Below are 23,088 nucleotides of genomic sequence, written 5' to 3'. Positions count from 1 at the left end.
CGGCTGGCTGCCCCAACGTTCGCGCCGCTGTTACGCCGCAGGACGTCGTGACGTCACCGGCCGCCGCGCCGACGTCACCTGCCACCGTCCCCGGACTGGGGCTGCCCGGCACCCGAGCCTAGGGTGGGAGGGACAGGATCGCGCCGACGAAGGAGACCCGGAGATGACCAGGACGTACAGGATCGCGGTGATCGCAGGGGACGGCATCGGCAAGGAGGTCGTACCGGAAGGGCTGAGGGCACTCCGGGCCGCCGCGGACAGGTTCGGCTTCACCATCGACGCCGTGGAGTTCGATTACGCCAGCGCCGAGTACTACGTGGCGCACGGGCAGATGCTCCCCGACGACTGGTTCGAGGAGCTGCGCACCTTCGACGCCATCTTCTTCGGCGCGGTCGGCTGGCCCGACGTCGTCCCCGACCACGTCTCCCTGTGGGGCAGCCTGCTGCAGTTCCGGCGCCACTTCGACCAGTACGTGAACCTGCGCCCCGTCCGCCTCCTGCCGGGGATCACCAGTCCCCTCGCGGGGCGGAAGCCGGGCGACGTCGATTTCTACGTGGTCCGCGAGAACACCGAGGGCGAGTATTCGAGCGTGGGCGGCCGGATGTTCGAGGGGACGGACCGCGAGACCGTCATCCAGGACACCGTGATGACCCGCACGGGCGTGGACCGGATCCTCCGGTACGCGTTCGAGCTCGCGCAGCGGCGCGGGAAGAAGCACCTGACGTCGGCGACGAAGAGCAACGGCATCTCGATCACCATGCCCTACTGGGACGAGCGGGTGGAGGCGATGGCGGCGGACTACGGGGACGTCCGCGTGGACAAGTTCCACATCGACATCCTCTGTGCGAACTTCGTGCTGCACCCGGACTGGTTCGACGTCGTCGTGGCCAGCAACCTCTTCGGCGACATCCTCTCCGATCTCGGGCCGGCCTGCACCGGGACGATCGGCGTCGCCCCCAGCGGCAACATCAACCCGGACCGCACGTTTCCCAGCCTCTTCGAACCGGTGCACGGCTCGGCCCCCGATATCGCGGGCCGGGGTATCGCCAACCCGGTGGGCCAGATCTGGAGCGCCTCGATGATGCTCGAGCACCTCGGCGAGGCGGACGCCGCGGCGTGCATCCTCTCCGCGATCGAGTCGGTGCTCGCCGCGGGCGGGGACACGCTCACGCCGGACCTGGGCGGAACCGGCACGACGGCGTCGCTCGGGGACACGATCACGCGCACCATCGCGGGCTGAGCGCGGGTGCGACCGTCCGGGCCCCGTGGGACGATTGACGCATGACCCTTGCTCCCGTCGTGCTGCCCTCGGGTGCCGAGGCCACGGAGTGGGTGCCCGACGGCCCGTACAGCCTGGCCAGGACGATCGGCACCCTGCAGTGCGGGCCGCACGACCCGTCGTTCATCGTGCAGGGCACCGATCACTGGCTCGCGTTCCGGACCGCAGACGGACCGGTCACGCTGGCCCTGCGCCAGCGCGGGTCGCTGAACGACAGCCGCGTCCAGGCGACCGCCTGGGGGCCCGGGGCGGCCCGCGCTCTCGCGTCCGTCCCCCGCCTGCTCGGCGCCGACGACGACTGGAGCGCGTTCGACGCGTCCGAATTCCGCGCCACGCTGCCCGACCTCGCCCGCAAGGGCCGGTACCTCAGTCCCGGGCTGCGCCTGCCGTCGTCGGGCCGCATGCTCGACACGGTCGCGCGGGCCGTCCTCGAGCAGAGGGTCACCGGCATCGAGGCCAAGCGCGCCTGGCGCTACCTGCTCGTCCGCTACGGGGACGCCGCCCCGGGGGCCGGGGGCGTCGCGCCGGCCGCACTCCGCCTCCCGCCGACGGCCGAGCAGTGGCGCCGGGTCCCCTCCTGGGACTGGCACCGGGCCGGCGTCGACGCCCAGCGCTCGTCCACCGTCCTCAAGGCCGCCCTCGTCGCGACCGGCCTGGAACGCCTCGCGTCCCTGCCGGGAGGCGACGCCGTCCGCACAGGGCTCCGGTCCATCTCGGGGATCGGTGTCTGGACGGTGGCCGAAGTGGTGCAGCGGACGCACGGCTGCCCCGATTCCATCTCGGTGGGCGACTACCACCTCGCCGCCTACGTGGGTGCGGCGCTCACCGGCCGGCGCACCGACGACGCCGGCATGATCGAACTCCTGAAGCCGTGGAAGGGCCAGCGCCAGCGCGTGGTGCGCTCGCTCTACGCCAGCGGGTTCCGCAAACCGACGTTCGGGCCGAGGCTCTCGCCCGAGGACCACCGCCGGCGCTGACGCGGGTGCGGAGCGCCGAAGAGGCCGGCACGCAACGATGCGGCCCACAGGCGGGCCACCGCTAGGGTTGGAGGATGAGCCAGCCCGTAGACGTCACCGCAGTATTCACCCCGCTCGACGGCGAGTTCTTCCGTGTGGAGCTCGCCCTCGGCATCGCCATCGAACAGGTGGTGGAGGAGCCCGGCTGCATCCGCTACGAGATCACGGATGCCCGGGAGGACCGCATCGTCCTCACCGAGCAGTGGGAGTCCACCGAACTCCTCGACCAGCACCTGCGAGGTCCCGCCGTCCAGGATCTCGGCGAATCCCTGAGCGCCCTGCTGGCCCGGCCCGTGGAGGTCGTGCGCTCGGATCAGGCCTGACCGGGCACCCGCGCGCACCAGAACCAGCTCCGATGGACGAAGGAAGCCCCGCACTCGAAGGAGTGCGGGGCTTCCCGGTTCGTCGGAGCGACTACTGGGTGTCGGCGGCCGGGGACGCCTCGGCCTGCTGCTGGGCGATCTGCTCGTGCACGGCCTTCATGTCCAGGCCCTTGACGGCGTCGACGAGTTCGCCGAACTGGGTCGCGTTCAGGGCGCCCGGCTGCGAGAAGACGAGCACCTTCTCGCGGAACGCCATCAGCGTGGGGATGGACGTGATGCCCGCGGCCGCAGCGAGCGACTGCTCGGCCTCGGTGTCCACCTTCGCGAAGGTGACGTCCTCGTGCTGCTGGGACACGGCGTCGTACACGGGGGCGAACTGCTTGCACGGACCACACCAGTCGGCCCAGAAGTCGACGAACACGATGTCGTTGCCCTCGATGGTTTCTGGGAAGCTTGCCTCAGTGATATTGATTGTCGACATCCTTCAACGCTAGCGACCGCCGGCACCCGTGTCAGGCGTGTTCGCTACCGATGAAGAATCCCCACCATCCCTCCCGGAGGCCTCAGTGACCGACGACCCCTACGACCTGGCGCGATTCGTCGAGGTGCAGGATGCCCAGGGCACCTACGCGCAGGCGCTGGCCGAGCTGAACCGGGGACGCAAGACGAGCCACTGGATGTGGTTCGTCTTCCCCCAGATCGCGGGGCTCGGGAGCAGTCCGACGGCGGTCCGGTATGCCGTCACCTCGCTCGAGGAGGCACAGGCCTACCTGTCGCACCCGGTGCTCGGACCCCGACTGATGGAGAGCACCCACGCCCTCCTCACCCTGGACGGCAGCGATCCCGTGGCCGTGCTCGGCGGGATCGACGCCCGCAAGCTGCAGTCCTCCATGACGCTCTTCAACCGGGCCGCACCCCAGGAACCGTGGTTCCAGGCAGTGCTGGACCGCTACTACGGGGGCGTGGAGGACCAGGAGACCGTCTCGATCCTCGCCGGCTGACGCCGTGGTGCCCCCTATCCGAGGGTGTGGTTGATCTTCTGGATGACCGGCAGAGCGGCGGCGAGGGTAACCCGTTCCCCGTCGTCGAGGCGTGCGAGCAGGGCTGCCACGCGCGCGTTGCGGCGCCGGCCGGCCTCCTCCCACGCGGCACGCCCCTGGGCGGTGAGCTTCACCAGGACGGCGCGCGAGTCGGTCGGGTCCGGCTGGCGGCTGACGAGGCCGGCCTGCTCGAGCTTGATGATCTGCTCGGTGGCAGAGGGAACCCGGATGCCGAGATTCGCTGCGACCCGGCTCACCCGGAGCGGGGCGTCGGCCGCCATGCCGAGGGTGCTCATCTGCATGGCGGTGATGTCCCCGTCGTTGTCCATGGAGCGGCTCAGGAAGACGGTGTGACGCAGCGTGGTGCGGAAGGACTGCGCGAGGTCCAGCAGCTGCGGGTCCGGAGGGTCGGGGCTCATAGTTAGGCAGCCTAACATTCTCCCGGGTCCTCGGCAAGGTGCGGCCCGGCCGGTGCCGCGTTAGCGTGGGGTCGACACGGAGGAACCATGCAGGAGGATGCGCCGATGGCCGCGATGCCCGCCGGACCGGTTCCGGTCCACGATCCGATCCCGTTCCTGGCCGGAACGTGGGCGACGGAGCGCACCATGCTGGACCGGGCGGGCGGCGCGACGGGCATCTTCACCGGCACCACGACCTTCACCCCCGATGACGGCGGCCTGCGCTGGGACGAGCAGGGTACGGCCACCTGGCCCCATTTCCAGGGACCCGCCTCCCGCTCGTACCGGGTCGTGGCCGACGGCACGACGATGACCGTGCAGTTCGTCGACGGACGCACGCTGTGCCGCCTCGACCTGAGCCGGGGAACGGCGCGCGACGACCACCTCTGCTCCCCCGACACCTACCGGGTGGACTTCGCGGTGCCGTCACACCACATGGTGCGGTACTCCTGGGACGTGACCGGACCGGCGAAGGACCTCCTGCTGACCACCACGCTCAGGCGCCGGGTCCAGGCATCCGGCCCGCCCGGGAGTCCCGGGAGCGCGGGCCGTCCGGCGCGGCCGCCTGCGGACGGCGCTTGAGCGCGGGCAGCTCGAACAGCAGGTTCACCGACGCGTGCTCCCGCAGGGAGTACACCCGGGCGAGTCCGGCCGGGATCCCCACTCCCACCACCAGGAGCACCGGCAGCAGCCACGTCCCGGCAATCCCGACGGCGTCCGCGAGGGCGAGCACGCCCATGATGGGCCCGAGATGGACCACGTAGAAGACGATGGAGTAGCGCCCCACGAACTCGAGGGCCGCCGTCGCGCGATGGGTGCCGAGCCGCGGGAAGAGCCAGCACACGACGCCGAGCGCACCCACCACGCCCCAGGCGAACTCCCCCCGGTAGAGCACATCCCTGCCGGCCGCGGCGAGCACGCCCACCGTGACCGCCGAGACCCCTGCCAGCGCCAGCACCCAGGGCCTGCCGATGGCCCGCTCCACCATCCCCGCATGCTGAGCGCACCACGCGCCGAAGAAGAAGAACGCCGCGAGGAACGTCAACGTCCCGGGACGGCCGCCGTCGGGCAGCACGACCGACGCGGCGAGGCTTGCACCGGCGACCGCCAGCGGGGGGACGCGGCGCAGCGGGTAGGCCGCGGCATAGAAGACGAGGATGAACCACAGGTACCAGAGGTAGGTCGGCGAGAGATAGGCGATCTGCGCGAGGGCGCCCACACCGAGGCCTCCGGTCGCGGTCAGGATGATCAGCGACCACAGCAGGTACGGCCACGCCACCAGGGAGACCTTGCCGGCGAAGTAGGTGCGAGCCGGCTTGGCCACCGACCGCGGAAGCAGGATGCCGGACAGGAACATCAGCACCGGCATGCGGAAGGGCTCGAGGAAGAGGTTCACCTGGTCGAGCCCGGGCGTCGGACCCACCGCCATCCGAAGGGCCTCGCCCGCGTGGAGCAGGACGACGAGGAGGATGGCGGCGCCGCGGAGGCTGTCCAGCCATCCGATCCGAGTCTGTGTGGTGCTGATCGTGGTCCCCCGCCGTCGAGCCTCAACTGTAGGCATGCGTACAGGGAGTTCGTCGAACCGGCCCGGGGGGATTGCTACGGACACGGATCCGTGCTGGGGCGGTGCCCGGGAGCGTGTGCAGCGCCGGGATTTGAGCGTCAACGGCGAAGGGCCCGCTCCGATGGAGCGGGCCCTTCCTTGCTGTGGCAGATGAGGGATTCGAACCCCCGTAGGCGTTGCCAGCTGATTTACAGTCAGCCCCCTTTGGCCGCTCGGGTAATCTGCCGAACGTCTTCACAGGAAGACCGCCCGCAGCAAGCGCGGGCAAGACAACTTTACCCACAAACCGCCCCGGAGACGAATCGGCCCGGGACGCTACAGGCCCGCGGCCACCCGGCGCTCGATCTGCGCGTAGAAACCGGAGGCCTGCTCCGGTGTGACCAGGCGCAGCAGGACGGCGGTGTCGAGGTCCGCCCGCACTCCTGCCAATCGCTCCTGCGCGGACGGAACCGTGACCCCGGCCGCGGCAGCACCCCACGACGCGACACCGGCCTCCCCGAGGTGCACCCCGGGGAGGAGATCGGATGCATCACTGCGCGTGCTGTCCGAGGGGGCGATCACCGCCGGCGGGGCGGCGAGCGCCGGCGCCGCGGTCAACCCGGCCAGCGACGCCGCCGAGGCCGCCGCGAGGAATGACCCGGCGACGGCCCGGCGGAGCCGGACGCGGTAGCGGCGGCGTCGTGTCCCGGTCATGGCGGTCCTCCTTCGGTGTGTCTGCTCGGCACCACCCTGCCAGCCGACCGTGTGCTTGCCCCCGACGACGCCTGAGCACCCGCTGTGAAGCGCAGGGGTTGCAGATAGGCTTGAGGGCAAGGAACCCAACCACCCCGAGGAGGCATCGTGGCGAGTGAATCCACGTTCGACGTCGTAAGCAAAGTGGACAAGCAGGAGGTCGCCAACGCGCTGAACCAGGCGCAGAAGGAGATCGCCCAGCGGTACGACTTCAAGGGGGTCGGCGCGGAGGTGGACTTCAGCGGCGAGAAGATCCTCATGAAGGCGAACTCGGAGGAGCGCGTCCTCGCGGTGCTCGACGTCCTGCAGTCCAAGATGATCAAGCGCGGCATCTCACTGAAGTCCCTCGACACCGGAGAGCCCTTCCCCTCGGGCAAGGAGTACCGCCTCGAGACCTCCATCAAGGAGGGCATCGCCCAGGACCTCGCGAAGAAGATCAACAAGCTGATCCGCGACGAGGGCCCCAAGGGCGTCAAGTCCCAGATCCAGGGTGACGAGCTGCGCGTCAGCTCCAAGTCGCGTGACGACCTGCAGGCCACCATGGCCCTGCTCAAGAACTTCGACGAGGCAGACCTCCAGTTCGTGAACATGCGCTGACCGCGCCACTCACACGACCAGCACGGACGACGGCGGCCCCACCTGCGGAAGGTGGGGCCGCCGTCGTCCGTTCCGGCCTTACCGGCCGAGCGGGCGGCCCGCCATGCCCTCGAGGCGGGCGATGCGCTGGTCCATCGGGGGGTGGGTCGCGAAGAGCTTGCCCACGCCGGCTCCCTTGAACGGATTCGCGATCATCAGGTGGGAGGTGTTGACGAGGCGCTGGTCCTGCGGCAAGGGGGCCCGCTGGGTACCGCTCTCGAGCTTGCGCAGCGCCGAGGCGAGGGCCAGCGGGTCGTCGGTCAGGGCGGCGCCGTCCTCGTCGGCGTCGTACTCCCGGGTGCGGCCGATCGCGGTCTGGATGAGCCCTGCGGCGAGCGGCGCGAGGAAGGCGAGCAGCAGCGCCGCGATGGGGTTGCCGCCCTGGTTGCGGTTGCCGCCCATGATGCCGGCGAAGGCGAACATCTGCGCCACGGACGTGATGACCCCTGCGACGGCGGCCGCGATGGACCCGGTGAGGATGTCGCGGTTGTAGACGTGCATCAGCTCGTGCCCCAGGACGCCGCGCAGTTCACGCTCGTCCAGCAGCCGCAGGATGCCCTGCGTGCAGCACACCGCGGCGTTCTCCGGATTGCGGCCGGTCGCGAAGGCGTTCGGGGCCATGGTCGGCGACACGTAGAGGCGCGGCATGGGCTTGTTGGCCCGCGTGCTGAGCTCCCGGACGATCCGGTACATGGCGGGCTGCTGCTGCTCCGTCACCTCGACGGCGCCCATGCTGCGGATCGCGATCTTGTCGCTGTTCCAGTAGCTGTAGGCGATCGACCCGACGCCGAGCAGGGCGAACAGCCAGATGAACATGGAGCTCCCGGTCGCCCCGGCGATGACCGCACCGAAGACGAGGAAGATCCCCATCAGGGCACCGAACAGCAACGCCGTCTTGGCACCGTTGAAGTGGTTGTGCACTGCACTCTCCTTGCGCTGTGGAGGCCGTGGCGGTGATCGGTACAACGCGGGTGCCGGGCGGCCTGTTCCGTTCATCGTACGGGCCGGCGCTGCGAGCCGGCAGGGAGCCTCCGGCTCGTCAGGGCTCGGGACGGCGCGCATCGTACTGCGCGAACCGGGGCTGCCAGCGTGCGACCGCGAGCACCAGCACGGCGCACGCGATCCCCCCGACGACGGCGGTCCAGCCCTCCCCGAGCCATGCCGCCTGACCACCGGCCACCATGTCGCCGAGGCGCGGTCCGCCGGCGACGACGACGATGAACACTCCCTGGAGGCGCCCGCGCATCGCGTCCGGCGTCGCCGACTGGAGGATCGTGTTGCGGAAGACACTGCTGACGGAGTCGGCGATGCCGGCGAGCACGAGGCAGGCCGCCGCGGGGAGAACCCACACGGAGATCGCGCCCTCGCCCGCCGCGGGCTGACCGGTCGCGGTGGCCATGACGACGACGAGCCCGAAACCCGCCACGGACGCACCCCATCCGACGATCGACCAGATGACCGCCTGGCCCTGCCTGTGGATGTGGCCGAGCGGGCCGGAGAACAGCCCGGCGAGCACCGAGCCGAACGCGCCAGAGGCCAGCAGGATGCCGACGGTCAGCTCACCACCGCCGATGAGCACAGCGCCGACGGCCGGCAGCAGTGCTCTCGGCTGTGCCGTGATCATGGCGATGAGGTCCAGGATGAAAGTCATGCGGATGTTCGGCCGTGTGCCGAGGAAGCGGAACCCCTCGAGCACGGTCGCGAGGCCTGCCCGCCGCGTGGGACCCTCGGGCGGCAGCGGCGGGAGCCGGTAGACGGCCCAGAGCGCGAAGGTGAAGGTGACGACGTCGACCGTGTACGTCCAGGCGTAGCCCACCTGCGCCACGAGGACGCCTGCGAGCAGCGGACCCACCGTGAAGGCCAGGCCGAAGGTGATCATGCTCAGGGCGTTGGCAGCGGGCAGCAGCGCCGGCCGGACCAGGCGCGGGATGATGGAGCTCCGCGTGGGCTGGTTGATGCCGGCCGCACCCGACTGGATCGCGATCAGGGCATAGAGCAGCCCCACGCTGTCCACACCGATCCACGCCTGCAGCGCGATGGCCGCGGTGGTGGCCCACAGCGCCAGCCCCGAGAGCAGCGCGACCGTGCGGCGGTCCTGGGCGTCGGCGATCGCGCCGCCGTAGAGGCCCGCCACCACGAGGGGCACGAGGGCGAACAGGCTGAGCAGGCCGACGCTGAGGGTGGACTGCGTGAGGGAGTAGATCTGCAGGCTCACGGCCACGATGGTGAGCTGCGTGCCGATCGCCGAGAGCGCCGTGCCGATGTACAGCCTGCGGAAGGCCGGGCTCTCCTTCAGGGGGGTGATGTCGGCGAGGAGTCTGGGCACGGGGAAAGTCTAGCGGCGGATTGATTCGCTCCGGCAACGGTTGCGGCGCGCCGAGGAGGTGGTGCTCAGGCGGTGCCGGTGTCCTCCGCCGCGATCGCCCGATCGATCTCCCGCAGGACGCGGCGGTCCGCGATGGGCCGAAAGTGCCCCATCGTCTCGAGCTGCACGTTGCGGGCGCCCTCCACGAAGCTGCCGCCGGGGATGTGCGGATCGAACCGCCCGTAGATCGAGGTGATGTGTCGGTTCAGACCGAGGTTCTCCCGGAGGGACTGCAGGGTGGGATTGCCGGGCGAGAACGCCCTGATGCTCGGCAGGAGGAAGAAGTTCGCGTAGACGGACCCGGAGAAGGGCGTGTTCACGGCCACCAGGCGGGTGACCCGCGGTGCGGCGCTGGACATGGTCATCAGGAACTTGCCGATCAGGCCGCCCTTGCTGTGCGCGACGACGACGACGTCGGTGAGCTCGTGCTCCTCGAGGTAGCCGGCGGCGAGCTGCGCCATGGCCGCCACCGTGCCGCGGTTGTACCCCAGCTTCTGTACCACGTGCACCGCGTGCCCGGCCCGGTGCAGGTGGTGGGCGATCGGCCGCATGAACTGCCAGGTCTCATAGATGCCGGGAAGGAGCAGGACGGCGGCCTTGCCCTCCGGCGATCCGGGGGCGGGTGTCCGGTACTGCGTGGGGTCCGCCCGGAAGAGGAAGCCCTGGACCTGCCAGAAGCCCACGTAGGCGTAGTCCAGCGCCCAGGCCCAGCCGCGCGCAAAAAGGTTCATCCTGTCAACGGTACCGACTGCACGGGCCGCGTGGTGGAGAAGTTCGCGGCAGCCTATTATGACAAATTCAGATTTACTGGTTCACTGAAGCAATGATGCAGACGAGGAGTGCGACCCGCGAGGCCCGGTGGTCCGCTGCCCTGCACGCGCACCAGCGTCGGGTGACGCGCCAGCGCCTCGCCGTCCTCGCCGCCGTCGAGCAGTCGCCGCATGCCACCGCCGACGACACCGCGGGCGCGGTCCGCGCCGAACTGCCCCAGATCACCGTGCAGTCCGTGTACGTGATCCTGGCGGATCTGACCGCCATCGGCCTGCTGCGCCGCATCGAGACCCCCCACTCCCCCGCCCGCTACGAGACACGCGTGGACGACAACCACCACCACGCCGTCTGCACCGGATGCGGGCGGATCGAGGACGTGGACTGCGCCGTAGGGCACGCCCCCTGCCTCACCCCCGAATGGTCGCCCGGTGCCTCCCGGATGACCATCCAGATCGCCGAGGTCCTCTACCAGGGACTCTGCGACGACTGCCGCCCGGCAGCCCCACACCACCATCAGTCCCACCACCAGGAATAGGAGCACTATGTCCGCGAACTTCAGCACCACGCAGTCCGGCGCCCCCGTCATCGATGACAGCAACTCGTCCGCCCTCGGCCGCGATGGCGTCATCCCGCTCACCGACCACTACCTCATCGAGAAGCTGGCGCAGTTCAACCGCGAGCGCGTCCCCGAGCGCGTGGTCCACGCCAAGGGCGGCGGAGCCTTCGGTGTCTTCGAGACCACCGAGGACGTCAGCATGTACACCCGCGCCGCGCTCTTCCAGAAGGGCACGACGACGGAGACCCTTCTGCGCTTCTCCTCCGTGGCCGGCGAGCAGGGTTCCCCCGACACCTGGCGGGACCCGCGCGGCTTCGCCCTGAAGTTCTACACCTCCGAGGGCAACTACGACCTCGTGGGCAACAACACCCCGGTCTTCTTCATCCGCGACGGCATCAAGTTCCCCGACTTCATCCACTCGCAGAAGCGCCTGCCCGGCACCAACCTGCGTGATGCCGACATGCAGTGGGACTTCTGGACCCTCAGCCCCGAATCCGCGCACCAGGTGACGTGGCTGATGGGCGATCGTGGCCTGCCGAACTCGTGGCGCACCATGAACGGCTACGGCTCCCACACCTACATGTGGATCAACGAACTGAACGAGAAGTTCTGGGTCAAGTACCACTTCAAGTCCAACCAGGGCCACGAGGTCCTGACGGTCGACGAGGCCGAGGCGCTCGCCGGGTCGGACGCCGACCACCACCTGCGCGACCTCTCGGAGAACATCGCCAAGGGCAATCACCCGAGCTGGGACCTCAAGGTCCAGATCATGCCGTACGACGACGCGAAGACGTACCGCTTCAACCCGTTCGATCTCACGAAGGTGTGGCCGCAGGGCGACTACCCGCTGATCCCGGTCGGCAGACTCACACTCAACCGCAACCCGGAGAACTACTTCGCGCAGATCGAGCAGGCCACGTTCGCGCCGTCGAACTTCGTGCCCGGCATCGCCGCGAGTCCGGACCGCATGCTGCAGGCGCGCATCTTCTCCTATGCCGACGCGCACCGCTACCGGGTGGGCACCAACCACGCGCAGCTGCCCGTGAACATGCCGAAGAACGAGGTGCGCAACTACTCGAAGGACGGCGCGGCGCGCTACCACTTCAATGCGGCCTCCACCCCGGTCTACGCGCCGAACTCGGTCGGCGGACCCGCCGCCGATCCGGCGCAGTACGGTGAGCACGGCGGCTGGGAGAACGACGGCGACCTCGTCCGCGCAGCGCACTCGCTGCACGCCGAGGACGACGACTTCGGCCAGGCCGGGACGCTCTACCGCGAGGTGTTCGACGACGCTCAGCGTGCCCGCTTCCTCGAGACCATCACCGGCGCCGTGGGCGGCGTGCAGAGCGACGAGATCCGCGCGCGGGCCATCCAGTACTGGGCCAACGTCGACGCCGAGCTCGGCGCGAAGCTCGCAGCGAATCTCGGCAGCGGCGACACGCCGGCCACCGAGTCGGAAGCCGCGCTCTACTAGGCGCTCCGGCACGAAGCACGAGGAGGGCGGACCCGTTCGGGCCCGCCCTCCTTCTGCGTTCCCAGGGTCACGAGCTTGCCAGGAGCGCGAGCGATACCTCCCACAGCCTCCGGGCGCTGACCGGGTCCAGGGCGTAGTCCCGGACACCGTGGAGCCCGTCGACGATCGCCGGCACGACATCCGCCTCATGGCAGTCCTCGAGGTACAGCCCGCCGACCCCGTCGAGCAGCGGGGACACCGCGGCGAACACCGAGGTGGCGGCGCCCTGCGCCGGCGTCTTGACGGTGAGGCCGAGCGCCGCGACCTGCTCCTTCGTCGCGGCGAGCACCGCGGGGTCCCAGTGGCGCTGGAGCCCGGTCCACACCCCACCCGGCATGACGGCGTTCGCGGTGATGCCGTCGTCCGCCCAGCGTCCGGTCGCCTCGACCGCGAAGAGCACGTTCGCGGTCTTGGACTGCCCGTAGGCGTGCCCCGCGTCGTACGGATGACGGTCGAAGAACAGGTCGTCGTACACGATGTCGGAGTTTCCGTGGCCGCTGGAGCTCACGGACACGATGCGCGCACCGCCGGCTGCCGCGAGTGCGGGGCGGAGTCCCGTGGCGAGGGCGAAGTGGCCCAGGTGGTTCGTTGCGAACTGCAGCTCCCAGCCCTGCGGCGTCCGCAGCTCCGGCGTCATCATGACCCCGGCGTTGTTGACGAGCAGATGGAGCGGCCCGGTCCACTCGCCGGTGAAGCGGCGCACCGAGCCCGGGTCCGCAAGATCCAGGCCCCGGACGTCCACGGTGGCACCGGGACTGCCGCGCCGGATGTCCGCAGCGGCGCGCTGGCCCGCCTGAACGTCCCGGACGGCGAGGGTCACCGCGACGCCCGCGTGGGCGAGCGCCCGCGCGGTCTCGGCGCCGATGCCCGAGGAGCCGCCGGTGACGACGGCGGTGCGGCCGCGGAGGTCGATGCCTTCGATCACTTCCAGGGCCGTGCTGTCCGCCCCGAAGGGTGAGGTGTGCGGGGCAGAGGGGGTTGATGCCGGTCCGGTCGTCATGCTCCCAGTTCTATACGCCGCGTAGCAGGGGAACCAGACCGTACCGGACCGGGGTACGACAAAACCACGATGCGGGCGACGCCACCTCCTAGAGTGGGGAGATGCCCGCAGACCGCACCCAGCTCGGAGCGTTCCTGCGCTCCCGCCGCGACAGCCTGACCCCCGCCGACGTCGGCCTGCGCGCCTTCCCCGGTCCGCGGCGCGTACCCGGGCTGAGGAAGGAAGAGCTCGCCGTACTGGCCGGTGTGAGTTCCGACTACTACAGCAGGCTGGAGCAGGGACGGCAGGCGAACGTCTCCCGCAGCGTCCTCGAGGGGCTCGCGACGGCGCTCCGGCTCGACGACGTCGAACGCGACCACCTGCTCGCGTTGGCCGACCCGCCGAACCGCCCGCGGCGGTCGACGCCGGCGGCCCAGCAGGCCGATCCCGGGTTGCTGCGCCTGATGTCCGTGCTGGACCACATGCCGGCGCTGGTCCTCGGCCGACGCGGCGACGTTCTCGCCACCAACACGCTCCTCGCCGCCGTCCTCACCGGCCTGCGGCCGTCGTCGTCCTTCGCCCGGTTCATGTTCTTCGACCCGCTGGCCCGTGAGCGCATCGTCAACTGGGAGCATTTCGCGGCGGCGTCGATAGCGGCCCTGCGCGGTGAGCTGGGCCGCCATCCTGATGACCACCGACTGGTCGCGCTCATCGACGAGCTCCGCTCGCGGGATGCCGATGCGGAGCGGTGGTGGGCCGATCACGGCGTGCAGGACTACGCATCCGCCGCCAAGCGGATCCTCCACCCGATCGTGGGCGACCTTTCCTTCGACGTCGAGACGGTCGTGCCACCCCGGGGTGTCGATCAGGTGCTCGTCGTCTATACGGCGCAGCCGGAGTCCGAGACCGCCCGCAAGTTGCCTTTCCTCGCGAGCTGGAGCGTGCAGGAGTCGGCCGGGGGCTGATCCTCCGGTGTCATCACCGGGTGGTCGGGTGGACCGACGCCGCGAGGCACGGTCCGCGCCCGGTGGTCCCGCTCCGCTCATACGGATCGCCCCGGCCGTCGGAGCACCCTTGTGTCTGGCGGCCCGCGGTCCGTGCCTCCTAGGCTGGGGCAATGCCGCCACCGCCCTGCGCCGAACTGCACCTCCACATCGAGGGGACCCTGGAACCTGAGCTCATCTTCGCGCTCGCGGCGCGGAACGGGATCACCCTGCCCTACGCCGACCCCGCAGACCTCGCGGCGCGGTACGCGTTCACGGATCTGCAGTCCTTTCTGGACCTCTACTACGCGAACATGGACGTGCTGCGGACGGAGGAGGACTTCGCCGACATGACCCGTGCGTATCTGCGCCGGGCGGCCGCTGCCGGCGTCCGCCACGCGGAGATCACGATGGATCCGCAGGCGCACCTGGTCCGCGGCGTCTCCCTCGCGACGTGCGTCAACGGTGTGGCGGCGGCCCTGTCCACGAGCGAGGCCGACCTCGGCATCAGCACGTCCCTGATCGCCGCCTTCCTGCGGGACCGTCCGGCGGCGGAGGCGCTCGTGGTGCTGCGCGACCTCCTCGCGATGGACGCGCCCATCGTCGGGATCGGCCTGGACTCGGCGGAGGTGGGCTACCCGCCGTCGCTCTTCCGGGAGGTGTACGACGTCGCCCGGGACGCCGGCCTGAAGTGCGTCGCGCACGCGGGCGAGGAAGGCCCGCCCGCCTACATCCGGGAGGCGCTCGATCTCCTGGCGGTGGACCGGCTGGATCACGGGATCCGCTGCCTCGAGGACGAGGCGCTCGTCGAGCGGCTCGTCGCCGAGCAGGTACCGCTCACGGTCTGCCCGCTCTCGAACGTGCGGCTGCGGGCCGTCGACGCCATCGGCGCTCATCCCCTGCCGGAGATGCTCGCGCGGGGCCTGAACGTCTCCGTGCATTCGGACGATCCGGCCTACTTCGGTGGGTATCTCGACGACAATGTGGCGGCACTGGTCGACGCGTTCGGGCTGGGCATCGACGACCGCGCGCGGCTGGCCGCGAACTCGGTCCGGTCGGCGTTCGTCGGGGAGGACCGGCGCAGGGGTCTGCTGGCGGAGATCGAGGAATGGCGGGTGTCCGCCCATGTCACGCGCGCCGGGTAGGCGAGGACGCCGATCGTTCCCCGATCCCGGCCACCCGTGGGAGACTTCAGTTCACAGTGCCTGCGCCGGCAGGTTCCGACCGAGGGAGGCACCATCGTGGATGACTTCACGATCATCGACGACGCGGGCATCCTGGAGGTCCTCTGGCGGCCCGGCATCGGGATCGGGCCGGCCGAGCTCGACGTCCTGGCGAACACGGTCACGCATTTCCCGCGCTGGCACGCATCCCCGGTGCTCGTGCACCTCAACCTGGTCCGGCACATCACGCCGCCGGCGCGCCGCATGCTCGTCGCCTACCACCATGCGGGGCCGATCGGGCTGACGGGCAGCGACCCCGTGGACCGGGTCCTCGCGGCGTTCATCGCCCAGTCGCGCAGCCGGACCCGCTATTTCACGGAGAGCGGGGAGGCCCGCGCCTGGCTGTCCTCGATCGGCGCGGCGTCCGGGCCACGGCCCGTCCCGGCAATGGCGCGCTAGGGCCTGGAGATGAACCCGTTGTCCACCATGAAGTCGAAGGCGACGTCGGCGGGTTCCTCGCCCTCGACGTCGACGCGGAGGTTCATGACGCGCAGCGCCTCGTCGGTGAGCGTCGGGGTGATCGCGTCGAACACGTCCTGGAGTTCCGGGAACTCCTCGAGGGTCTCCCCGTAGTACACCGGCGCTGCGTTGTAGGCCGGGAAGAACCCGAGGTCGTCCTCGAGGAGGGTCAGGTCCAGGGCCTCGATGCGCCCGTCCGTCGCGAAGACCTCGCCGAAGTTGCAGGCTCCCGTGTCGGTCGCCCCGTAGATGGCCCCCGTGTCGTAGATCCCGATGTTCTCGTCGGGGACCCCGGTCGCCGTGCCGCGCTCGAGGCCGTAGTGCTGCAGCATGGGCGTCATCCCGTCGGCGCGGGAGTTGAACTCCGCCTCCACGCAGAACGTCCGCTGCTCGGGTGGCAGCTGGGCGAGCCCCGACATCGTGGTGATCCCGCCGAGCTCCGGGATGGCCTCGGTCCGCACGGCCATGGCGTAGGTGTTGTTCAGCGGCGCCGGGCCGCCCCAGACGAGCCCGTTGGCGACGTCGGCGTCCCGCACCGCCGTCCACTGCTCCTGCTGGTCGGCGATGCCGGCCTCCTCGCCCAGGAAGGCGAGCCAGGCCGTACCGGTGTACTCCCACGTCAGGTCTGCCTCACCCGAGAGGATCAGGTCCCGGGCCGGCTGCGACCCGGGCGCGTTGGTCAGGTCAGTGACATCGAAGCCCGCGGCCTGCGCCGCCAGGACGGAGATCTTCCCGAGGATCAGCTGCTCCGTGAAGTTCTTGGACGTCACGGTGAGCGGTGCGTCGTCGGCGCCCTCGATGGGCTGGATGGAGCCCGGACCGGCGGCGGGGACGTAGGACGTGGCGGGCTCGAGTCCGCACCCGGCCAGGAGGAGGCCGGAGGCGGCGGCTGTCAGCGCCATGCCGGTGCGGAGCCGGACGCTGAGGGGGCCGGGACGCCGGCTCATGCGAGTCCCTTCGGGCGGGCGAGGAGTTCGACGACGCGCCCCACCCAGTCCACGAGCAGCGCGAGAAGGGCGACGCTCACGGCACCGGCCACGAGGACGCGCGACAGGTTGAGGTTGACCCCGGTGGTGATGAGGATGCCGAGCCCGCCGCCGTTGATGAACGTGGAGAGCGCGGCGGTCCCGACGAGCAGCACCAGCGCCGTGCGGATGCCCGCGAGCATGATGGGCACCGCGAGCGGGAGTTCGACGCGGAAGAGGACCGCCGCGGCGCTCATGCCCATCCCCCGGCCGGCCTCGACCAGCCGGTCGTCGACCTGGCCGATGCCGACCATGGTGTTCCGGAGGACCGGCAGGAGCGCATAGACCACGAGCGCCGTCACCGCCGCACGGAAGCCGAAGCCGAGCCAGGCGGCGAGCAGGACGACGAGCCCGATGGCCGGCGCGGACTGGCCGATGTTCACGACCGCGAGGACGGGCCCGGCCAGCCGCCGGAGCGGCTTCCGCGTCAGCAGGATACCGAGCGGGATGGCGATCAGGAGCACGATCGCGGCGGACAGCAGCGTCAGCGCCAGATGCTCCCGCGTGTAGCCGAGGAGGGACGCCGGGTTGAGGGTGATCTGTTCCGTCTCGGTGAGTTGCGCCGTCGTCAGCCAGACGGCCAGCGCACCGCCCGCCAGGAGGATGCCGGCGAGCTGGAGGAGCAGGGGGCGCCAGCCGCGGCCGGTGCTGACGGTGAGGGGATCGGCTGCACCGCGCGGGACGAGGGCGGTGCCCGCACCCGCCGTCGGGCGTTGGGCTGCGGCGGGAGCGCCGAAGCCCTCACTCACTTCCGCCACCCCCGGCGGCCGGATGCAAGGGCTGGGGCTCGACGCCGGTGTCCGGCTGCGTGGTGAGCGCGCCGGTGTTGATGCCGACCGGCTTGCCCTCCGCGTGGGAGGTGCGCGCATGGGCGTGCGCCTGGGTCATCGCCACCATGATGGTCTCCACGTCGACGACGCCGCGGAAGCTGTCACGTCCACCGGTGACCAGCGCCGCGCCGACACTGGAGACGAGCATGATGTCGAGCGCGTCGTTCAGGGTGGCACGTTCGCCGATGAGGGGAAGACGCGGATCACTGTCGCCACCGATCCGCTCGAGCCGGGCGAGCTGCCGCCTCGACAGCCACTGCAGCGGCCGGTTCCGGCCGTCGATGATGACCGCGTGGTCGTCACCCTGCTGGTCCAGGCGCGAGAGTACGTCGGAGGCGAGATCGCCCGGGGACGCGGTCACGGCGGACCGCAGGGCCACCTCGTTGACGCGCGTCAGGGTCAGTTGTTTCAGGCCGGCACCGGCGCCGATGAAGTTCTCCACGAACTCGTTGGCGGGCTCGGCGAGGATCCGGGCCGGGGTGTCGTACTGCACCAGCTGCGCGCCCTCCGTGAAGATGGCGATCCAGTCCCCGAGCTTCACCGCTTCGTCGAAGTCGTGGGTGACGCAGACGATCGTCTTCTGGAGCTCCTTCTGGATGCTGATGAGCTCGTCCTGCAGGCGCACCCGCGTGATCGGGTCCACGGCGCCGAACGGCTCGTCCATGAGCAGCACGGGTGGATCCGCCGCAAGCGCGCGGGCGACGCCCACACGCTGCTGCTGCCCGCCGGAGAGCTCCCGGGGGAACCTGTCGCGGTACTGCTCCGGGTCGAGGGAGACGAGCTCCAGGAGCTCGTCGACACGGGCGGCCACGCGTTCCTTGCCCCAGCCGAGCATCTTCGGGACGATGGCGATGTTCGTCGCGACCGTCATGTGCGGGAACAGGCCGCCGGCCTGGATGACGTAGCCGATGCGGCGTCGCAGGGCATCGCCGTCGATGGCCGTGACGTCGTCGCCGTCGAGCACGATCCGCCCCTCGGAGGGCTCGATCAAACGGTTGATCATCTTCAGCGTGGTGGTCTTGCCGCAGCCCGAGGGGCCGACCAGCATGACGATCTTGCCGGCCGGGATCTCCATGGTGAGTCCGTCGACGGCCGCCTTGGCCTGGCCCGGGTACCGCTTGCTGACCTTGTCCAGCAGGATGCTCGCGCCGGTGATCTCGGCCGTGGCGTCCGGGGACGCGGGGGTGGCGGGAATGTTGTCAGACACGGATACCTCGCGGGATTGTGAGCCGGCCGAGGCCGACCAGAAGGAGATCGAGCACCATGGCCAGGATCACCACGGCGATGATCCCGGTGGCGACGGATTCGAGGGCGTTGGCGCCGCCGAGCCGGGCGAGGCCCGTGAAGATGAACCCGCCGAGTCCGGGCCCGAGGACGTACGCGGTGATTGCGGCGATGCCCATGACCATCTGGGCGGAGACACGCACCCCGGCCAGGATGACGGGCCACGCCATGGGCAGCTCGATCCGGCGGAAGGTCTGGAAGCGGCTCAGCCCCACGCCCCGGGCGGATTCGATGATCGATCGGTCCACGCTCGTCAGGCCCACGACCGCGTTGCGCAGGATCGGCAGGACGGCGAAGAACACCACCACGATGACGGCCGGCGCGACGCCGAAGCCGAACGGGGCGATCAGGAGGCCGATGAGGGCGAAGGACGGGATGGTCAGGCCGACCGCGGAGACGCTGTTCGCGACGGCGGTGAGGGCCGGACTCCGGTAGACCAGCGCCGCGACGGCGATGGCCAGGACGGTCGCGATCACCAGGCACTGGACCACGAGCGAGAAATGCTGCCAGCTGGCGAACAGGATCTGCTCGAGCCTGCTGCCTACGTAGTCGAGCACGTCCACCTCCTCGTCACGCCCACACCGCGCCCCTGATCCAGCGCAGGGCGCAGCCGTAAGCCGGCTTATTTTTTCAACCGTACCGGAGATCGGGGACGGGCGGGCAAGAGATTCCTGCCGCCCGGCGTCCTGGTGATCCGCGTCCGGGCCACCCCCTGTGCCCTTGTTCACATCGACGGCCCCCGGTGCGTCGGGCCGCACCTGCCGGTGATAGCTTGCCGCCATGGACACCACAACAGCCCCCGCCCCGATCGGCGCCGAGGTCATCGTCAGGCACTCGGTGCCGGAGGACATCCTGGGGATGGTCACGGGTACCTTCACGGTGTCCCTCGGCCTGTTCCTGCTCACGACGAGCGGCGCCGTGACCGGCGGGACGGCGGGCCTCGCCATGCTCCTGAGCTATACGGGCGGCCTGTCCTTCAGCGCGCTGTTCTTCCTCGTGAACATCCCGTTCTTCGCCCTCGCCGTGTGGAAGAAGGGCTGGGACTTCACGCTGCGCACCATGGTGGCCGTGGCGCTCGTCGCGGGCCTGGCCGCCCTGCACCCCGTGTCGCTCGGCGGACTGACCCTGAACCCCCTCTATGCGGCGCTCGGCGGGAACCTGCTGGCAGGTGTCGGGCTGCTGATCCTCTTCCGCCACCGGGCGAGCCTCGGCGGCTTCAACATCCTCGCCCTCATCCTGCAGGAACGGCTCGGCTGGCGTGCCGGGTACGTGCAGATGGCTCTCGACACGACCGTCATCCTCGCCGCCTTCACCGTCGTCGCGCCCGCGGGCGTGCTGCTCTCGGCCGTCGGCGCCGTAGTGCTCAACCTCGTCCTGGCGCTCAACCACAGGCCCGGACGCTACCTCGGCGCCTGAGGGCCCAGGGGCGGGGGCCGCCCTTCCCGGCCGCGTGCCCCCGCACCTCCGACCCAGGGCCTCAGGCGGGAACCGGGACGGACTCCTTCTCCTTCTCGTCGCGCAGGAGCCGGGCTCCTTCGACGTCGACGTCCGGGAGGATCCTCCCGAGCCATGCGGGAAGCCACCAGGCGTGCCGGCCCAGCAGGTACATCGCGGCCGGGACCAGGGTCATGCGGACCACGAAGGCATCGAGCAGCACCCCGAAGGCGAGACCGAAGCCGATCGGGCGCACCATGGCCAGGTGGGAGAACACGAAGCCCGCGAACACGGAGACCATGATGATCGCCGCTGCCGTGACCACCCGGGCGCCATGACTGAAGCCGATGCGCACTGCGGCCTTGGGGTCGTCCCCGTGGACGTACGCCTCCCGCATGCCGGACACCAGGAACATCTGGTAGTCCATCGCGAGGCCGAAGAGCACCCCGATCAGGATGATGGGCAGGAAGCTGAGGATCGGCCCGGGGTTCGTGACCCCGAAGACGTCGCCGAGCCAGCCCCACTGGTAGATGGCGACCGTCGCGCCGAAGCTGGCGAGCAGTGAGAGCAGGAACCCGGCGGTCGCGATGATCGGGACGAGGATGGAGCGGAACACCAGCAGGAGCAGGATCAGGGACAGCCCGACCACGATGGCCAGGTACACCGGCAGCGCCTCCATGAGCTTGGCGGAGACGTCGATGTTCGCCGCGGTCTGACCGGTCACGGCAATGGCGACGCCGGTCCGGTCCTCGAAGTCACCGGTCGCGGCGCGAAGGTCGCGGACCAGGTTCTCGGTGGCCTCGCTGGCGGGTCCTTCCTCGGGGATGACCTGGAAGATCGCAGTGCGGCCGTCCTCGCTCACCGTCGCAGGCACCGACGCGGCGACCCCGGGCACGTCCCGCAGGCGGTCGTTGACGTCGAGCCGGAGCGTCGTGAGCTCGGCCTCGTCGGCAGTCCCGGGGAGGGATCCGACGACGATCAGCGGGCCGTTGGTGCCGGCCCCGAACTTGTCGCCGATGGTGCTGTAGGCCTGGAACGCCGTGGAATCGGCCGGTTCCGTGCCGCCGTCGGGCAGGCCGACGCGCAGCTGCGCGGCCGGGATGGCGATGACGCCGAGGAGGACCACGCCGGCGAGGACCGTCAGGACGGGCTTCCGGGTCACGAAGCCGCCCCAGCCCGCGCCGCGCGCGGCGCGCTGGTCGGCCAGGGCGGTGCTGTCCTCGGAGTCCAGGGATGCGGCGGCGGAGTGCCTGTGTCCGGCGGCCTTGGCCCACCGGCGCTTCGAGATCACGCGACGTCCCATCAGCGCGAGGAGCGCAGGCGTGAGGGTGAGCGCCACGAGGACGGCCACCGCCACCGTGCCCGCTGCGGAGAGACCCATGACGGTCAGGAACGGAAGCCCTGGCACGGCGAGCGCGGCGAGGGCCACGATCACGGTGATGCCTGCGAAGAGCACGGCGTTCCCGGCGGTGCCGGTGGCACGGGCGATCGACTCCTGCAGGTCCATGCCGTGCAGGAGCTGGGTCCGGTGCCGGTTCACGATGAACAGGCAGTAGTCGATGCCGACGGCGAGGCCGAGCATCAGGGCGAGGACCGGGGAGATGCTGTTCATCTCGACGATCCCCGACAGTGCGAAGGTGACCCCCACGCCCACGCCGACCCCGACGATGGCCATGAGCAGCGGCAGCCCGGCGGCGACCAGGGTGCCGAGCATCAGGATGAGGACGATCGCGGCGACGGCCAGGCCGACGGCCTCCGTCGCCCCGACGATCCCGGAGACGTCCTCGACGATCTCCTTGCTGTACTCGACGGTCACTCCTGCCGACTCCGCCTCGGCAGCCGCCTCCTGCACCGCTCCGCGCAGCTCCGGAGAGACCGCGTTGATCTGCTGGTCGAACTGCACGCTGGCCACGCCGGTGGAGCCGTCCTCGGACACCAGCCTCACCCCGGAGGTGGCGTCGAGCTGCCGCTGGGCGAGGTCGAGTTCGGTGCGCCCGGACTCGAGCTGCTCCCGCCCTGACTCCAGCTCGGTGCGGCTCGCATCCAGCCTCGCCTGGCCCTGCTCTAGCTGCTGGGCGGTGGCCGCCGCCTGGGGTCCCGGGAGCTGCGCCCGGACCTGTTCGAACTGTGCACGCTGCTCGTCGAGCTGCTGCTGGCCCTGCGCGAGCTGGTCCTCTCCGGCGCTCAGCTGCTGCTCGCCGGCGTCGAGTTCCGCGCGACCGGCGTCGAGCTCCTCACTGCCGGACGCCACCTGGTCCGCGACGTCGAAGGGGTCGATGACGCCGCGCACGCCGTCGAGCGCGGCGATGTCCGCCAGGGCCGCCTGCACGCCCTCACGCTGCTCGGGCGAGAAGGCGGCGCCGTCGTCGGACGTGAACACCACCGTGCCCGTGCCGCCGACCGCCTCCGGCAGTTCCTCCCGCAGCCGGTCGGAGATGCGCTGCGACTCGGTACCGGGGATGGTGAAGTTGTTGGTGAGCGTCCCGGAGAAGGCGACGGCGGCGGCGCCGACCGCCAGCATGATGGCGAGCCATGCGGAGACGACCCACCACCGCCTTCGGAACGCGAAGGAACCGAGCCGGTAGAGGAGGAAAGCCATGGAGGAGTCCTAGCAGGAA

At 70.4% G+C, this 23,088-nt stretch carries 25 protein-coding genes and 1 tRNA gene; 12 read left to right on the top strand and 14 right to left on the bottom strand.

The genetic code is table 11. The features are described from left to right. Window positions 1-163 precede the first annotated feature (163 nt). From AC4D2E_RS01440 to AC4D2E_RS01430, 3 genes are all read left to right on the top strand, one after another. Window positions 164-1,240, top strand: a complete 1,077-nt coding sequence (locus AC4D2E_RS01440; RefSeq protein WP_104166491.1) for a tartrate dehydrogenase — start codon at window positions 164-166, stop codon at window positions 1,238-1,240. A gap of 41 nt (window positions 1,241-1,281) precedes the next feature. After that, window positions 1,282-2,256 carry a DNA-3-methyladenine glycosylase family protein gene (locus tag AC4D2E_RS01435; protein ID WP_104166493.1) on the top strand — a complete coding sequence of 325 codons (975 nt, stop codon included), beginning with the start codon at window positions 1,282-1,284 and terminating at the stop codon, window positions 2,254-2,256. A gap of 74 nt (window positions 2,257-2,330) precedes the next feature. After that, window positions 2,331-2,618 carry a putative quinol monooxygenase gene (locus AC4D2E_RS01430; protein WP_104166495.1) on the top strand — a complete coding sequence of 96 codons (288 nt, stop codon included), beginning with the start codon at window positions 2,331-2,333 and terminating at the stop codon, window positions 2,616-2,618. 91 nt (window positions 2,619-2,709) lie between these two features. On the opposite strand, the gene trxA is transcribed toward AC4D2E_RS01430, so the two are convergent. After that, the gene (trxA, locus tag AC4D2E_RS01425) at window positions 2,710-3,099 is read right to left on the bottom strand and encodes a thioredoxin (protein ID WP_490909961.1); all 390 of its coding nucleotides are present in this window, start codon (window positions 3,097-3,099) and stop codon (window positions 2,710-2,712) included. Between the two features lie 85 nt (window positions 3,100-3,184). Between trxA and AC4D2E_RS01420 the strand changes: the two genes are divergently transcribed. Next, the gene (locus AC4D2E_RS01420; RefSeq protein ID WP_490951461.1) at window positions 3,185-3,619 is read left to right on the top strand and encodes a DUF1810 domain-containing protein; all 435 of its coding nucleotides are present in this window, start codon (window positions 3,185-3,187) and stop codon (window positions 3,617-3,619) included. Window positions 3,620-3,633: 14 nt separating this feature from the next. Here AC4D2E_RS01420 and AC4D2E_RS01415 read toward each other — a convergent pair whose 3' ends face one another. Then, complete coding sequence (locus AC4D2E_RS01415) at window positions 3,634-4,077, bottom strand: MarR family winged helix-turn-helix transcriptional regulator (RefSeq protein ID WP_490951460.1); 444 nt, start codon at window positions 4,075-4,077, stop codon at window positions 3,634-3,636. Window positions 4,078-4,164: 87 nt separating this feature from the next. Here AC4D2E_RS01415 and AC4D2E_RS01410 point away from each other — a divergent pair, with 87 nt between their 5' ends. Continuing rightward, window positions 4,165-4,698 (top strand): DUF6314 family protein, encoded by a 534-nt coding sequence (locus tag AC4D2E_RS01410; protein WP_490951459.1) that lies wholly within the window; start codon window positions 4,165-4,167, stop codon window positions 4,696-4,698. Here the strand turns inward: AC4D2E_RS01410 and AC4D2E_RS01405 are convergent. From AC4D2E_RS01405 to AC4D2E_RS01395, 3 genes are all read right to left on the bottom strand, one after another. Then, window positions 4,613-5,677, bottom strand: a complete 1,065-nt coding sequence (locus tag AC4D2E_RS01405; protein ID WP_490909965.1) for an acyltransferase family protein — start codon at window positions 5,675-5,677, stop codon at window positions 4,613-4,615. The two genes, AC4D2E_RS01410 and AC4D2E_RS01405, sit on opposite strands and share 86 nt — an antisense overlap. A 147-nt stretch (window positions 5,678-5,824) precedes the next feature. Beyond that, a tRNA-Tyr gene (locus tag AC4D2E_RS01400) sits at window positions 5,825-5,906 on the bottom strand. A gap of 89 nt (window positions 5,907-5,995) precedes the next feature. Further along, window positions 5,996-6,373 (bottom strand): hypothetical protein, encoded by a 378-nt coding sequence (locus tag AC4D2E_RS01395; protein ID WP_490951458.1) that lies wholly within the window; start codon window positions 6,371-6,373, stop codon window positions 5,996-5,998. Between the two features lie 147 nt (window positions 6,374-6,520). Here AC4D2E_RS01395 and AC4D2E_RS01390 point away from each other — a divergent pair, with 147 nt between their 5' ends. Beyond that, window positions 6,521-7,009, top strand: coding sequence for a YajQ family cyclic di-GMP-binding protein (locus AC4D2E_RS01390; protein WP_043440455.1), 489 nt, complete (start codon window positions 6,521-6,523; stop codon window positions 7,007-7,009). A gap of 78 nt (window positions 7,010-7,087) precedes the next feature. Here AC4D2E_RS01390 and htpX read toward each other — a convergent pair whose 3' ends face one another. From htpX to AC4D2E_RS01375, 3 genes are all read right to left on the bottom strand, one after another. After that, a complete protein-coding gene (htpX, locus tag AC4D2E_RS01385) occupies window positions 7,088-7,969 on the bottom strand; it encodes a zinc metalloprotease HtpX (protein ID WP_104166511.1) in 882 nt (293 codons plus the stop codon). Between the two features lie 118 nt (window positions 7,970-8,087). After that, window positions 8,088-9,374: an MFS transporter gene (locus AC4D2E_RS01380; RefSeq protein ID WP_490951457.1), complete on the bottom strand. Its 1,287-nt coding sequence runs from the start codon at window positions 9,372-9,374 to the stop codon at window positions 8,088-8,090. Between the two features lie 65 nt (window positions 9,375-9,439). Further along, window positions 9,440-10,144, bottom strand: coding sequence for an esterase/lipase family protein (locus AC4D2E_RS01375; RefSeq protein ID WP_490909967.1), 705 nt, complete (start codon window positions 10,142-10,144; stop codon window positions 9,440-9,442). 95 nt (window positions 10,145-10,239) lie between these two features. Between AC4D2E_RS01375 and AC4D2E_RS01370 the strand changes: the two genes are divergently transcribed. Together AC4D2E_RS01370 and AC4D2E_RS01365 are read left to right on the top strand one after the other, a co-directional pair. Next, window positions 10,240-10,719, top strand: a complete 480-nt coding sequence (locus AC4D2E_RS01370; RefSeq protein ID WP_104166834.1) for a Fur family transcriptional regulator — start codon at window positions 10,240-10,242, stop codon at window positions 10,717-10,719. Window positions 10,720-10,726: 7 nt separating this feature from the next. Then, window positions 10,727-12,214 (top strand): catalase, encoded by a 1,488-nt coding sequence (locus tag AC4D2E_RS01365; RefSeq protein WP_104166517.1) that lies wholly within the window; start codon window positions 10,727-10,729, stop codon window positions 12,212-12,214. Between the two features lie 67 nt (window positions 12,215-12,281). Here the strand turns inward: AC4D2E_RS01365 and AC4D2E_RS01360 are convergent, their stop codons facing one another. Further along, entirely contained in the window at window positions 12,282-13,253 is a 972-nt protein-coding gene (locus AC4D2E_RS01360) for an SDR family NAD(P)-dependent oxidoreductase (RefSeq protein ID WP_490951456.1), read from the bottom strand. A 101-nt stretch (window positions 13,254-13,354) separates the two neighbouring features. Here AC4D2E_RS01360 and AC4D2E_RS01355 point away from each other — a divergent pair, with 101 nt between their 5' ends. The 3 genes from AC4D2E_RS01355 to AC4D2E_RS01345 all read left to right on the top strand — a co-directional run bounded on the left by AC4D2E_RS01355 (window position 13,355) and on the right by AC4D2E_RS01345 (window position 15,837). Next, the gene (locus tag AC4D2E_RS01355) at window positions 13,355-14,197 is read left to right on the top strand and encodes a helix-turn-helix transcriptional regulator (protein ID WP_490909969.1); all 843 of its coding nucleotides are present in this window, start codon (window positions 13,355-13,357) and stop codon (window positions 14,195-14,197) included. Window positions 14,198-14,349: 152 nt separating this feature from the next. Continuing rightward, the gene (locus tag AC4D2E_RS01350; RefSeq protein ID WP_490909970.1) at window positions 14,350-15,360 is read left to right on the top strand and encodes an adenosine deaminase; all 1,011 of its coding nucleotides are present in this window, start codon (window positions 14,350-14,352) and stop codon (window positions 15,358-15,360) included. A 96-nt stretch (window positions 15,361-15,456) separates the two neighbouring features. After that, complete coding sequence (locus tag AC4D2E_RS01345) at window positions 15,457-15,837, top strand: hypothetical protein (RefSeq protein ID WP_490909972.1); 381 nt, start codon at window positions 15,457-15,459, stop codon at window positions 15,835-15,837. Here AC4D2E_RS01345 and AC4D2E_RS01340 read toward each other — a convergent pair. From AC4D2E_RS01340 to AC4D2E_RS01325, 4 genes are all read right to left on the bottom strand, one after another. Beyond that, window positions 15,834-16,844, bottom strand: coding sequence for a glycine betaine ABC transporter substrate-binding protein (locus AC4D2E_RS01340; RefSeq protein WP_490951455.1), 1,011 nt, complete (start codon window positions 16,842-16,844; stop codon window positions 15,834-15,836). The two genes, AC4D2E_RS01345 and AC4D2E_RS01340, sit on opposite strands and share 4 nt — an antisense overlap. Then, entirely contained in the window at window positions 16,841-17,548 is a 708-nt protein-coding gene (locus tag AC4D2E_RS01335) for an ABC transporter permease (protein ID WP_104166836.1), read from the bottom strand. The genes AC4D2E_RS01340 and AC4D2E_RS01335 overlap by 4 nt, the downstream gene beginning before the upstream one ends. 115 nt (window positions 17,549-17,663) lie before the next feature. After that, window positions 17,664-18,959, bottom strand: a complete 1,296-nt coding sequence (locus tag AC4D2E_RS01330) for an ABC transporter ATP-binding protein (protein WP_258069780.1) — start codon at window positions 18,957-18,959, stop codon at window positions 17,664-17,666. Continuing rightward, window positions 18,952-19,593 (bottom strand): ABC transporter permease, encoded by a 642-nt coding sequence (locus AC4D2E_RS01325; RefSeq protein ID WP_104166840.1) that lies wholly within the window; start codon window positions 19,591-19,593, stop codon window positions 18,952-18,954. The genes AC4D2E_RS01330 and AC4D2E_RS01325 overlap by 8 nt, the downstream gene beginning before the upstream one ends. Before the next feature lie 223 nt (window positions 19,594-19,816). Here AC4D2E_RS01325 and AC4D2E_RS01320 point away from each other — a divergent pair, with 223 nt between their 5' ends. Further along, entirely contained in the window at window positions 19,817-20,452 is a 636-nt protein-coding gene (locus AC4D2E_RS01320) for a YitT family protein (protein WP_490951454.1), read from the top strand. Window positions 20,453-20,513: 61 nt separating this feature from the next. On the opposite strand, the gene AC4D2E_RS01315 is transcribed toward AC4D2E_RS01320, so the two are convergent. After that, window positions 20,514-23,069 carry an MMPL family transporter gene (locus AC4D2E_RS01315; protein WP_490909976.1) on the bottom strand — a complete coding sequence of 852 codons (2,556 nt, stop codon included), beginning with the start codon at window positions 23,067-23,069 and terminating at the stop codon, window positions 20,514-20,516. Between the last annotated feature and the right edge of the window lie 19 nt (window positions 23,070-23,088).

Source organism: Arthrobacter sp. TJ-265, from assembly GCF_058269135.1.
This window is presented reverse-complemented; position numbering and strand designations above follow the sequence as displayed.

What these genes read in the sequence shown, in the direction of transcription:
- AC4D2E_RS01340 (WP_490951455.1), bottom strand. Translation starts at nt 16,844, where the DNA reads ATGAGCCGGCGTCCCGGCCCCCTCAGCGTCCGGCTCCGCACCGGCATG.
- trxA (WP_490909961.1), bottom strand. Translation starts at nt 3,099, where the DNA reads ATGTCGACAATCAATATCACTGAGGCAAGCTTCCCAGAAACCATCGAG.
- AC4D2E_RS01360 (WP_490951456.1), bottom strand. Translation starts at nt 13,253, where the DNA reads ATGACGACCGGACCGGCATCAACCCCCTCTGCCCCGCACACCTCACCC.
- AC4D2E_RS01440 (WP_104166491.1), top strand. Translation starts at nt 164, where the DNA reads ATGACCAGGACGTACAGGATCGCGGTGATCGCAGGGGACGGCATCGGC.
- AC4D2E_RS01410 (WP_490951459.1), top strand. Translation starts at nt 4,165, where the DNA reads ATGCAGGAGGATGCGCCGATGGCCGCGATGCCCGCCGGACCGGTTCCG.
- AC4D2E_RS01405 (WP_490909965.1), bottom strand. Translation starts at nt 5,677, where the DNA reads ATGCCTACAGTTGAGGCTCGACGGCGGGGGACCACGATCAGCACCACA.
- AC4D2E_RS01415 (WP_490951460.1), bottom strand. Translation starts at nt 4,077, where the DNA reads ATGAGCCCCGACCCTCCGGACCCGCAGCTGCTGGACCTCGCGCAGTCC.
- AC4D2E_RS01350 (WP_490909970.1), top strand. Translation starts at nt 14,350, where the DNA reads ATGCCGCCACCGCCCTGCGCCGAACTGCACCTCCACATCGAGGGGACC.
- AC4D2E_RS01430 (WP_104166495.1), top strand. Translation starts at nt 2,331, where the DNA reads ATGAGCCAGCCCGTAGACGTCACCGCAGTATTCACCCCGCTCGACGGC.
- AC4D2E_RS01365 (WP_104166517.1), top strand. Translation starts at nt 10,727, where the DNA reads ATGTCCGCGAACTTCAGCACCACGCAGTCCGGCGCCCCCGTCATCGAT.
- AC4D2E_RS01320 (WP_490951454.1), top strand. Translation starts at nt 19,817, where the DNA reads ATGGACACCACAACAGCCCCCGCCCCGATCGGCGCCGAGGTCATCGTC.
- AC4D2E_RS01315 (WP_490909976.1), bottom strand. Translation starts at nt 23,069, where the DNA reads ATGGCTTTCCTCCTCTACCGGCTCGGTTCCTTCGCGTTCCGAAGGCGG.
- AC4D2E_RS01370 (WP_104166834.1), top strand. Translation starts at nt 10,240, where the DNA reads ATGCAGACGAGGAGTGCGACCCGCGAGGCCCGGTGGTCCGCTGCCCTG.
- AC4D2E_RS01375 (WP_490909967.1), bottom strand. Translation starts at nt 10,144, where the DNA reads ATGAACCTTTTTGCGCGCGGCTGGGCCTGGGCGCTGGACTACGCCTAC.
- AC4D2E_RS01355 (WP_490909969.1), top strand. Translation starts at nt 13,355, where the DNA reads ATGCCCGCAGACCGCACCCAGCTCGGAGCGTTCCTGCGCTCCCGCCGC.
- AC4D2E_RS01435 (WP_104166493.1), top strand. Translation starts at nt 1,282, where the DNA reads ATGACCCTTGCTCCCGTCGTGCTGCCCTCGGGTGCCGAGGCCACGGAG.
- AC4D2E_RS01395 (WP_490951458.1), bottom strand. Translation starts at nt 6,373, where the DNA reads ATGACCGGGACACGACGCCGCCGCTACCGCGTCCGGCTCCGCCGGGCC.